Genomic DNA, 11,227 nt, shown 5'->3' on the forward strand with positions numbered 1-11,227 from the left:
AGTTTTCTCATAACAACTAATTTTTTAGGAAAAATAAACAATTTAAAACTTAAAAAGAAAACAATACTTCTTTTACCGATAAAAATTTACACCAAATGGCTCACCCCACCTGAAACCACAAACTTCATCATCTCCGAAGCGCTTTTATCAATTGGCTTAACCCTTATGGCTGGCAAAATCACCAATTGGCCGGTGAACGAATAAGAAAACGGAAAGTAAACGGCCACATCATCCGGCAAGCCCAAAACGTTTAAATCTTTGTGCGTTACAAAACCGATGCGTTTTAAACCAAACTCGTCCATCGTTACCAAAACGGGTTCGTTAAACTTTTTTTCATCGCCTACAAAAGCTTCCGTCAGGTCTTTTACCGAAGAATACACAAAGTTGAACAAAGGCAAACGGTGGAACAGGCGCGAAAACCACTTGTAAATCGGCTCGGTAATTAAATAAGTTACAACAACACCGGCGATCATGATCACCACGATCACCGTTAAAATCCCCAAACCGGGAATGTAAATTGGTTTCCCGGTTTTGGCATCGGTCAGGATCAAATCACTCAAGTTAAGCGACTTATCAACAGAAGCCACAATCCAAACAATTAGAAAAATAGCCGCACCAATGGGCACAACCACCAAAACACCTTTGATAAAATAATTGATTAAGGCTCGGAAAATACGGTTCATGTTGCTGTTTTTACTCGTAAAAATATACCCTTTTTACCCGTTGGGAAATGTTGGTGAGGATCTCGTATGGAATCGTTCCGGCTTGTTGGGCCAGCGTTTCTATCCGAAGCTGATCGTTAAAAACAATCACTTCGTCGTCCTCTTCCACCTCAATTTCGCTCACATCCAACATACACATATCCATCGAAATATGGCCGATCGTTGGCGCCAATTTTCCGTTGATGAGCATTTTACCGTTCCCGTTGCCAAAAACGCGCAAATAACCATCGGCATAACCAATGCGAACGGTTGCAATCTGGCCGTCTTTTTCCATTTCATCGTTCCGACTGTAGCCAATTGTTTCGCCTGCTTTTACTTTTTTAAGTTGGGAAATGCTGGTTTTTAAAGCGGCAACAGGCTGCAAAAGATTGCTTTGCTGGTCATCCGAAGTATCAATTCCGTACAAACCGATGCCAAGACGGACCATATCCAACTGCATTTCGGGAAAGCGGGAAATAGCCGAAGTATTGGCGATGTGCTTGATAAAAGCGTAACCCAAAGTTGTTTCTATTTGCCGGCAAACTTGTTGAAAAGCAGCAAATTGTTGTCGCGTAAATTCATCATGTTTTGCAGAACCGCTGGCCGCCAAATGCGAAAAAACGGATTTGACTTGCAATTGCGGGTTGTTTTTAAGCACTTGGCAAAGCTGTTCCGCTTCGTCAGTTTCAAAACCCAAACGGTGCATCCCGGTATCAATTTTTAGATGGATGGGAGAAGGAATCACTGATTTTTGACCGATAAAAGAAGCATATCGTTCTAACAAGTTAAAACTGTAAATCTCCGGTTCCAACTGGTGCTGAACCAATTCTGCAAAAGCCGTAAATCCTGGGTTTAAAACCATAATGGGCAGCGTAATTCCCGCATTTCGCAGCGCAACGCCTTCATCTACATAAGCTACGGCCAGGTAATCCACTTTGTTAAATTGCAAAATGCCTGCAATTTCAAAACTTCCGCTGCCGTACGAAAAAGCTTTTACCATCGCCATCAGTTTTACGCCCGGTTTTAAAATGGATTTGTAATGGTTGAGGTTGTTTTGAAGCGCGTTTAAATTAATCTCCAAAACCGTTTCATGTGTTTTTTGCGATAAAATGCGGCTGATCCGTTCAAACTCAAAACTCCGCGAACCTTTTAGCAAAATGGTTTCATCTCGAAATTGAAGCTGAGGCAATTCCTTCAACAACGATTCTGTGTTTGGAAAAAAATGTTTTTCCTGAATTTGAAAGGCTTGTTCGTTTTCTGAAATCTCCTCTCCTACACCAATCAGCCGGTCGATTTTTTTTTGTTGAATCAAAGCGGAAACCTGTTTGTACAATTCATCGCTTTTTAAACCCGACTGGTAAATATCCGACAGAATTAAGGTTTTCTTCGGATGCTGTTTTTGCCGCTCTAAAAAGTTTAAAGCAATCTCCAACGAGTTGATATCTGAGTTGTACGAATCATCAATAACGGAACAGTTGTGCGTACCGTTTTTCAGTTCCAGCCGCATACTTACGGCGTTTAGCGTTTCCATCCTTCGGCCCAAAACTTCGGGATTTGTGCCTAAAGCCAGTGCGGTTGCCCAGCAAAGCAGGGCGTTTTCTACCGAAGCTTCATCGGTAAATGGAATGCTGCATACCAATTTTTTGCCGGTAAAAACAGCATTGATTTGGGTTTTCCCTATAAAGGTTTCCTGTTCCAAAACAAACAAATCGGCTTGCTTTGATTTTTTGCTGATGGTAAAAGTCTTCAACCCGTTCAATTCCCGCGCGGTCTCTTCCGGCGCCTGGTCCTGATTGTAAACCAGCAGATGCACGTTTTTAAACAGCTTTAATTTCTCCTTCAGCTTCTCGTTTCGATTAATAAAACCTTCATCATGTGCGGCGGCAAAATGTGTTAATACGCCGATGGTTGGTTTGATCATCGCTTCCAGCCGTTCCATTTCTCCAGGCAAAGAAATCCCGGCTTCAAAAATCCCCAGCTCGTTTTGCGCATCAATTTGCCAAAGCGAAAGCGGCACGCCGGTTTGCGAGTTGTAACTTTTCGGGCTTCGTACCACGTTTTTATCTAGCGAAAGCAATTGGTACAACCATTCTTTTACTACTGTTTTGCCGTTGCTTCCGGTTATCGCTATCACTTCCAAATCAAACTGGCTGCGATGAAAAGCGGCCAATTGTTGCAAGGCTGGCAATACTTCTTTTACCACTATAAAATTGGCGTTGTTTAGTTCTTGTGGAATTTGACAACCTTCCTTCACCACAAAATTGAAAACGCCGGCAGCATATAATTCGGGAATGAAACTGTGGCCGTCGCGCTTTCCATCCAAAGCAAAAAACAAAGATTTGGCGGCGTTACTGATACGGCGGCTATCAGTAAGCAAATGTTCAATCGCAACATCTTGGGCAATGCTTCTTTTAGCACCTAAAATTTCACTGATTTTTTGAATGGAATAACGACCGGGCATAGCGCGAATTTGAAGATATTTCTGCCAATAGAAGAATTTTAACGATTTTTGGGTTGATGGATTTTGAAGAAAGCAAACCGAAAATACTCGACCCCAAAACAGCGTTGCTGAAAGCCGAGAAATATTGCGTTTACCAGGAACGCGCGCAGCAGGAAGTGCGCGATAAGCTGTACACTTTTGGTTTGCACCAGCGCGATGTAGAAAATATCATCTCGGAACTCATCAGCAATAATTTTTTGAATGAAGAACGTTTTGCAAACGCATACACTTTAGGGAAATTCAGACAAAAAGGCTGGGGCAAAATCAAGATTAAACAGGCTTTAAAACTGAAACGGGTGCCGGACGGCTTGATTAAAAAAGCATTACAGCAAATTGATTTGGACGATTACCTGCAAAAGCTAAAAGGCATTCTGGAGAAAAAAGCCGCTTTATTGAAAGAAAAAGATGCTTATAAAAGAAGCTACCAGCTAAAACAGTACGCTTATGGCAAAGGCTACGAAGGCGATTTGGTAGTTGAAGTTTTGAAAGCCAATGACTTATAAAAAAATGAAAAAAAAGCTTGCCAAAGGCTTGTGTTTTTTTTGAATCTGTATATATTTGCAACCACAATGCGAAAGTAGCTCAGTTGGTAGAGCGCAACCTTGCCAAGGTTGAGGTCGCGAGTTCGAACCTCGTCTTTCGCTCTTAGCCTCACAAGCCTCACCCTAAATCCCTCTCCAAAAGAGAGGGACTTTTTTTAGAGAGGAAATTTAGTTTAGAGGAATAACCAACATTGCTTGCTCGGGTGGTGGAACTGGTAGACACGCAGGACTTAAAATCCTGTTCCCGTTAAAGGAGTGCGGGTTCGATTCCCGCCCCGAGTACAAAGCCTGATACCAAAGTATTGGGCTTTGTTATTTTAAAAAATTTGTTTTAAGGGAACAGCATCAACGCCAGAACTGGCAGGCACGCCCCGATTAAGATCGGGGTTCCCGTTAAAGGAGTGCGGGTTCGATTCCCGCCCCGAGTACTGCACGGGAAAGACGCAATGAATCACGTTCTTTCCCGTTTTTTTTTGGCTTTAACATGCTGTTAATCTGAAATATAAGAAGTGCTGCTTCATTCATTCGCTGGGTTCGATATTCGTTCCCGTCAAATCTCATTTTTTCACGGTATATCGAACCCAGTATTGCCCTTTTAGTTAAAACGTCTCCCTCTCCATACAATGTTTCGAGTCTTGAAAGTACCTCAATTGCTTTTAAAACCATATTATCTACACTGATAGTGTTAGATTTTAGTACCCTCGCCTCTGAAAGCATATCTTCAAGCCTTTTTATTTTTTGCTCACAATCTTTTTTCATTATTGCATAATCATCCGCCTCTAGTTTTCCGTCAAAAAGTAGGTCCCTTGCGTTCGCTAATTTAATCTTGAGCTTTGCAATTTGTTCTGCTATTTCACGCCTTTGGTCAACAGTATTTCCTTTATGAGTTTTATAAATGTCAAGTACAACTGTTTTGTATAATTCAGACATGCCTGGCAAGGGTACAAATTTTAAAAGTTCTTCTTGAACAGCTTTATTGACATGATCTGCCTTATATCGACAACCGCACCCATAAATTGATTGAGCGTGATAATAATAGTAATAACCTCCTTTTTTCCCTTTTGATGCACTTCCTGTAAGTTGTTTATTACAAGTTGCGCATTCCAAAAAGCTTTGTAGCGGTAAGCCTTCATTGATTTTTACAGCATTTAAACGCATTGCTTTTGTACGACCATTCAATATATCCTGCACTTTATGAAATAAAGTCTCTTTAATTAATGGCTCATGTAAGCCATTTACCCATTGTTCTTCTTCATCTTTAAAAGCCTTTACGACTATCTTTCCACAGTAGACGGGGTTTCTAATCTCACGATAGAAATTCATTCGGCTTATCATAAATCCTCTGTCGTTAGCCATCTTTCTAATTTGATCAGGCGCAAATACTCCTTCAGCAATAGTTTCAAATATCCATTTCATCTGCGGCGCTTCTATTGGATTAAACGCAATATATTTACTACCATCTTCTCTTGTTTTATTATCATATCCTATTGGGGCAACGCCCATATATCTGCCCTCTTTTCTCGCCCGCCGCATTCCTTGTTTTACGTTTAAAGCTCGTCGGTCATTTTCTACCTCCGGTGCAGCTAAATAAAATGCCAACATAATTTTGTTTTCCGGGATTTCTAAATTAAGAGGTTGTTCGACTGCCTGGGGTTCAATTCCCAATCTCGTTAATGTAGAAATCATTTGATAAGCATCTCCTGCATTACGGCTAAACCTATCCCACTTTGTAAAAAGAACTAAGTCAGCACCCCTTCCTTTATTCTTACGAATCTCAGTCAAATACTTATTCCACTCCGGACGATTAAAGGTTTTTGCAGAATGATCTTCAAATAATACCTTTCGTACTTTCATACCATTAATTTCACAATATTTCTGTAACTGCTCATTCTGGTCTCTTTGAGAATAACCTTTGTCTGCCTGCTCGTCTGTTGATACCCTAATGTATAAATCTGCAATTTTCATCATTTTTAAATTCTATAGCTTCACGTATTGTTCTATCGACAATTTACCAAGTTTGTACATGAAATCCAAGATTAATTTTGCTTCTTCTATAGTGACAATAGTCCTATGCTTTTTCAGAATTTCTACAGCTTTTTCCGGTGTAAGCGATCTTTTTTCGGGTAGCATATTTGGTTTCTTTTGCTTTGTAAAAAGCAAAACTGGGGGAAGCTTATTTAAGTAATTGTATATCGAATACCAAGCACAATTTTTACACCTAATCCTCTTATTCTTAGTAGTTTATTGTAAATTTCTTTTTGAAATCAAGTTATTTATAAGTCTCTCTTTTACTTTTTATTCAGCTAAACTATAGTAATTCAAGTAACTTCTATCAATCCTTGTCCCAAAACCTATACTCACCAATACCTGTCAATATTTGCATCATATTGGCTTGTTAAAACCATTAGCAATGATATTAAAAACTACAATCAGAAAACACTCTATTACTAGCACCAGGGTTAGAAAATCCGACAGGGATACGGCAAATAGAACCGAATAAATCTTTAACTGAAGCATTAATCAAATCATAAAATCAACCATTAACCACGGGCTTTAAGGGGGCGTTTTACAATCACGCGGGTGCTTGGCAAGATGTACTTTTGTCCACACAAAAGGCCTTGCCCTCCTTTCAGTCCGTAGGTGACCGCTGCGGAACTTGCGGTCACTAGTTTTTATCATGTACTTATTATGGGCAGGACAAAATATAAAGCCCGGGAAGAATTACTGAACTTCCCGGTAAGGACCAGGGTAACTGAAGTTACTTATAAACGACTGGAAAAACTGGTAGCGGAAAGCAACTGCCAGTCTGTAGGCGAAGTAGCCAGAAAGATATTGTCCCGTGAAAAGATACTTTGCTTTTATAAGGACATTACGATGAACGCGCCGATGGAAGAACTGGCAAGTATCCGAAAAGAACTGAAATCCATAGGCATCAATATCAACCAGCTCACCAAAGGGTATAACAGTGCAAAGGAAGAAGCCCATAGAGCTTTTTATATCTTAAAAGTATTGGAGCAGTATAAACCGGTCGAAGCAAAAGTGGACAGGCTGCTTTTATTAGTATCAGCGTTAGCCGAAAAATGGTTGCAAAAATAGTCAGCGGTAAAAGTATAAGAGGCCTGCTCAACTATAACGAAAGTAAAGTGAAGGCAGGTAAGGCAGAACTGATTATGGTCAGTAGGTTTGCAGGGGAAACCAGTCAATTAGGGTTTAACCAAAAGCTTCAGCGCTTTGAACATCTTACTGATTTGAATAGTCATGTAAAAACCAATTCGGTTCATATTATGCTCAACTTTGATTTCATGGAGCAGCCCGATTATTTCAAGCTGCAACAAATTGCTGCTTCATATATGGAAAAGATCGGTTTCGGTGAGCAGCCTTATTTGGTTTACAAACATGAGGATGCAGCTCATCCCCATATCCATATCGTTACGACTAATATCCAGGAAGACGGGTCGAGGATCAACCTGCACGACATAGGAAAAAGACTTTCTGAACCGGCAAGAAAAGAACTGGAAAAGGAATTTGGCCTGATTAAAGCCGAAGGAAAGGAACTGAAAGATGCCATAGCCATAAAAGCGGTTAACATAGAAAAAGCAGAATATGGGAAAACGCCTACCAAGCGTGCTATCACCAATGTCGTTACTGCTGTTACCCGGGATTATAAATATACCTCCCTTGCTGAAATGAATGCCATACTCAAACAATTTAATGTTATAGCAGACCGAGGCAAAGAGGATACCCAAATGTTCCAAAAGAAAGGTTTGATCTATTCGATTATCGATGAAAAGGGTAACAAGATGGGTATCCCTTTCAAGGCAAGCAGTTTGAATGGTAAACCGACGCTTCCTAACCTCGAAAGCAAGTTCATACAAAACGAAGAAAAGCGAAAACCTTACAAGGAAGACCTAAAAGCCAGCATTGATAAAGTTTTTACTGCTTATCAGCAAATTACCAAGGAGACTTTTGTAAAAGAACTGGCTAACCTAAATATCAATGCTCTTTTTCGTCAAAACGAACAAGGCCTTACCTACGGGGTAACTTTCGTCGACAACAAAAACAAAACAGTTTTTAATGGCAGTGACCTGGGCAAAGCCTATAGTGCCAAAGCGATCAGCGAAAGGTTTAGCAATCAGGATAAGCCTGTTCACCAACCGCAGCAAACCAGCAAACCACTGCATCTTATCTTAAGCTTAAACAACAGACCAGTTATCTGAAAACACAAAAAGAAACGGACTACTTGAAAACGGCTCAAAAGGAACAGGAAAAAACCTACCTGAAGCCAAGCTTACCGGAAAGGTTACTGGAAAACCTGCTGGGCAAAACAGACGAGGACAGCTTACCTACCATTCCCGAGGATAAAAAGAAGAAGAAAAGGGAACTGCATTTATAAATCATCATAAAATAAAAGCGACATCATGCAAACAGGAGAAGCCCTGCAAGGGCTTAGAAAAATCATTGATTTTACCAGGCTGATCAGCCTGTTTATTTTAGCAGTGCATTTTTGAGCAAAGCCCGTAAAACCAGTAAACCTGTTTGAACCAAAGGCGTGGATTTAATTATCCAGGCCTTTTTTAGTTATATAATCGAAAGAATTTTTTATAAGTGAAATTTAACCACATAAGGGCAAAAGCCATTTCCTGCATTCCGCACAGCTCCATTCCGTAAACCGCTTCCCGCTTTGGTAGCTGAAAAGCGTAAGGCTCCTTCGTCGCCACACGCATTTAATCCGCTTTTCTAATCACCTTCTTAAGCAGAAATACTACTAGCAATAACGTCTGGTAATGTGCTTTTTCAGTAGCCACTGGCCTTTTATATACAGCAAATTTCCGATGAGCAGGGACACATGAGCAAGGTCGGGCCCTACGGGTTTTGAAAAAATAATCTTCCTCTCCTTTTTTCAGTGGTGCCCTTCGGGCGGGTTGTCCCGGAGAGCGTATTTTTTTTCCAAAAACCTTGCCCATGTGCCCTGCCTAATCAGGTGCGCTGCTTAATAAAAAGCCAGCGAGCCTATGCGAGCGGACTTAAAAACAAAGCATCAAAAACAAAAAAGCACCGAACCATGAAACTACCAAAAAGCAGGGCACCACCAACTGGAAAGCGGATTACGACCACAGACCGATCGATCACAAAAAGCAAAACCAATTACGATTCAAAAATCAAATTCATTTTAAAAACATAAAACCCATGGAAACCAAAGTAAAAGAAAACGGCGCAGCCGTAAACGGCAAAGCAGAGGCAGCATTTATCAATAACAACCCGGTAAATAAAGAAGCCGTGAAACCAGAGGAAGCGAAAGCCGGAGAAGTGAAAAAAGATGGCGCGCAAGAACAACCTGGGCAACCGCTACCACCAAAAGACGGAATTGAACAGTCAAAACCAGAACAACTGAAAGCAACGGAGCAACCCAATGCAGAACCGGCAAAAGCAGAAACCAAACTTGCGAAACCTGCATTGAACCTGGAAGGCACTTTAAAATTAGTGGAAGAACTGCACCGCAGGAAAATACAAAGGGACAAGCTGCTTGATACCATTAACACTTTGGAAGCTTTTGAAGTGGCACAAATCGAAGACGGGGACGATACAGACAATAACCATTTTCAGGGTTGTACTTTGATGATCGAGGACGACAGCCGGAGGAAGTTTATTACTAAAAACCCTGTTATCATCTGGTCAGTGAGCCAGTATGTGAACATCCTTTGTGTTGAAAAGCTATCAGAAATAGAAGCTGGCATTATCATTCCTGCATAAGTGGTATTGATAGCAAAAATAGCAATGCTTCCTGTACTTGCAGTTCAGGAAGCATTCTAAACCTCACCCAGTTTCTAAAATAACGATAACCACAGCACCAATAAAAACAACAAAAACAACCATGTTAGAATTATTTATCGAACTGACAGGGCCAAATCTTTTGGGACGGCTATGCCCAGCAATTAGCAGGCGACAGCCCTGCTGTATTCCAAACTGAGTTCAGTGATTTTTTGAATTTCTATAACGAATAACAACCAGCAGTTAAATAAAACAATCAACAGCTAATCAAATGAAAGACACCATTTTTTTATTCTTTAAAGTCGTGATCCAGACCAGTCATACTGCTATCCGGGATGCAGTAAAAGAACTGGAAACAGAAACAACCTATTTTATAGGGAGCACAAAAAACGTGCAGGTATTAGAAACAGAGATCATCAAACTGAATACTGACCATTTAGACGATGATGAGCTACACTAAGCTGCGGTCAATAAACCAAAAACAACCAGATCAAAAACAATCAAAAAAACAATCATGGCACATAATCTAAATTATAACCAGCAGAAAGGCAAGCACAGCTTCTTTTCCGTTAAAGGAAAAGCATGGCACGGGTTAGGACAAATTATCAGCGATTACCCGACAAGCGAGAAAGCGATCATACATGCAGGGTTAGACTACCAGGTAGAAAAAGACCTTTGTTTACCTACGATGCAAACAATAACTTTTGGGACAATAGCGAGGCAATATCGGATATCGAACTATCAAACCATTTTGCAACCGTCCGGGCAGACACAGACCAGGTTTTAGGCGTAGTAGGCAATGATTACGAGATCGTACAGAACATAAACGCTTTTTCGTTTTTTGACGAAATTGTCGCCAGCAGAAAGGATATTTTATATGAAACGGCAGGCGCATTAGGCAAAGGTGAGCGTATTTTTATTACGGCGAAACTGCCTGATTATATAAAAGTCGGTAGGGATGACTTGATTGAGCAGTATTTATTCCTGACTACTTCCCATGACGGTTCGGGCAGTATCACTATCGCTTTTACGCCTGTTCGGATCGTTTGCCAGAACACCTTAAATGCAGCCTTAAAAAATAGCAGCAACAGCATCAGGATACGTCATACGGCAAGTGCAGCAGAAAAGCTGAAAGGTGCACAACAAATACTGGGTAGGTCGATGCAGTTATCGGTAGAACTGGAAGCAGTGTTTAACCACTGGGCAAGGGTCAAAATCACAGACCGCGAAGTAAAAAGGCTGATCGAACTCGCAATGGCACCAGGCAAAGAAGTACCGCAAAAGCCTAAAAGCGAAAAGCAAGAGGAATATTCCTCCATATTTAACAATACGGTTAGTTCTGTAATGGAATACGCTTTAACAAGCCCGACACAACAGGAAGTAACTACCAAAGGCACTTTGTTTGGTGCTTATAATGCCGTTACCGGCTATTTTCAGAATGTCAAGAATTATAAGGACGGGGAAGCTAAGTTTAAATCCATCATGTACGGCGCAGGAATGCAGAAATCACAGACTGCTTTTGATCTGTGTGCTGATTTTGCAAAACATGGAAGTAGTTTTTTGAGGCTAAACTAATACTGAAATATACCAATTAATAAAGGTTTGGACTTGCAACAAAAAAGTGGACAAATGGTTAAGCTGCGATAATTTGATTGTTTAGTTGTTTTTCAAAGTTCTGCGGTGAGGTATATCCCAAGGCAGAATGTAACCTTTTA

At 40.7% G+C, this 11,227-nt stretch carries 10 protein-coding genes, 2 tRNA genes and 1 pseudogene; 10 read left to right on the forward strand and 3 right to left on the reverse strand.

Going from position 1 to position 11,227, the window contains the following annotated elements:
* Positions 1-86 precede the first annotated feature (86 nt).
* A complete protein-coding gene (locus Q0192_RS11745; protein WP_299289673.1) occupies positions 87-683 on the reverse strand; it encodes a DUF502 domain-containing protein in 597 nt (198 codons plus the stop codon).
* A 10-nt stretch (positions 684-693) separates the two neighbouring features.
* On the reverse strand, positions 694-3,162 hold the full coding sequence (locus tag Q0192_RS11750; RefSeq protein ID WP_299289674.1) for a bifunctional UDP-N-acetylmuramoyl-tripeptide:D-alanyl-D-alanine ligase/alanine racemase: 2,469 nt from the start codon (positions 3,160-3,162) through the stop codon (positions 694-696).
* Between the two features lie 56 nt (positions 3,163-3,218).
* Between Q0192_RS11750 and Q0192_RS11755 the strand changes: the two genes are divergently transcribed.
* From Q0192_RS11755 to Q0192_RS11765, 3 genes are all read left to right on the forward strand, one after another.
* Positions 3,219-3,704, forward strand: a complete 486-nt coding sequence (locus Q0192_RS11755; RefSeq protein ID WP_299289675.1) for a regulatory protein RecX — start codon at positions 3,219-3,221, stop codon at positions 3,702-3,704.
* A gap of 68 nt (positions 3,705-3,772) precedes the next feature.
* Positions 3,773-3,845, forward strand: a tRNA-Gly gene (locus Q0192_RS11760).
* A gap of 95 nt (positions 3,846-3,940) precedes the next feature.
* Positions 3,941-4,025 (forward strand) — tRNA-Leu (locus Q0192_RS11765).
* A gap of 111 nt (positions 4,026-4,136) precedes the next feature.
* Here Q0192_RS11765 and Q0192_RS11770 read toward each other — a convergent pair.
* Positions 4,137-5,711, reverse strand: coding sequence for a recombinase family protein (locus Q0192_RS11770; protein WP_299289676.1), 1,575 nt, complete (start codon positions 5,709-5,711; stop codon positions 4,137-4,139).
* Between the two features lie 720 nt (positions 5,712-6,431).
* Between Q0192_RS11770 and Q0192_RS11775 the strand changes: the two genes are divergently transcribed.
* From Q0192_RS11775 to Q0192_RS11805, 7 genes and pseudogenes are all read left to right on the forward strand, one after another.
* Entirely contained in the window at positions 6,432-6,839 is a 408-nt protein-coding gene (locus Q0192_RS11775; protein ID WP_299289677.1) for a mobilization protein, read from the forward strand.
* Complete coding sequence (locus tag Q0192_RS11780) at positions 6,824-7,960, forward strand: relaxase/mobilization nuclease domain-containing protein (protein ID WP_299289678.1); 1,137 nt, start codon at positions 6,824-6,826, stop codon at positions 7,958-7,960. Before Q0192_RS11775 ends, Q0192_RS11780 begins: the two co-directional genes overlap by 16 nt.
* A gap of 23 nt (positions 7,961-7,983) precedes the next feature.
* Positions 7,984-8,136, forward strand: a complete 153-nt coding sequence (locus tag Q0192_RS11785; RefSeq protein WP_299289679.1) for a hypothetical protein — start codon at positions 7,984-7,986, stop codon at positions 8,134-8,136.
* A 25-nt stretch (positions 8,137-8,161) separates the two neighbouring features.
* Positions 8,162-8,251, forward strand: coding sequence for a YWFCY domain-containing protein (locus Q0192_RS11790; protein ID WP_299289680.1), 90 nt, complete (start codon positions 8,162-8,164; stop codon positions 8,249-8,251).
* 679 nt (positions 8,252-8,930) lie between these two features.
* Positions 8,931-9,494, forward strand: a complete 564-nt coding sequence (locus tag Q0192_RS11795; protein WP_299289681.1) for a hypothetical protein — start codon at positions 8,931-8,933, stop codon at positions 9,492-9,494.
* 289 nt (positions 9,495-9,783) lie between these two features.
* Positions 9,784-9,972, forward strand: a complete 189-nt coding sequence (locus Q0192_RS11800; RefSeq protein WP_299289682.1) for a hypothetical protein — start codon at positions 9,784-9,786, stop codon at positions 9,970-9,972.
* A 54-nt stretch (positions 9,973-10,026) separates the two neighbouring features.
* Positions 10,027-11,087: pseudogene (locus Q0192_RS11805) on the forward strand (DUF932 domain-containing protein).
* The last annotated feature ends 140 nt before the right edge of the window (positions 11,088-11,227 follow it).

The sequence above is a fragment of the uncultured Mucilaginibacter sp. genome (assembly GCF_937859865.1).
Taxonomy (GTDB): Bacteria; Bacteroidota; Bacteroidia; order Sphingobacteriales; family Sphingobacteriaceae; genus Mucilaginibacter_A.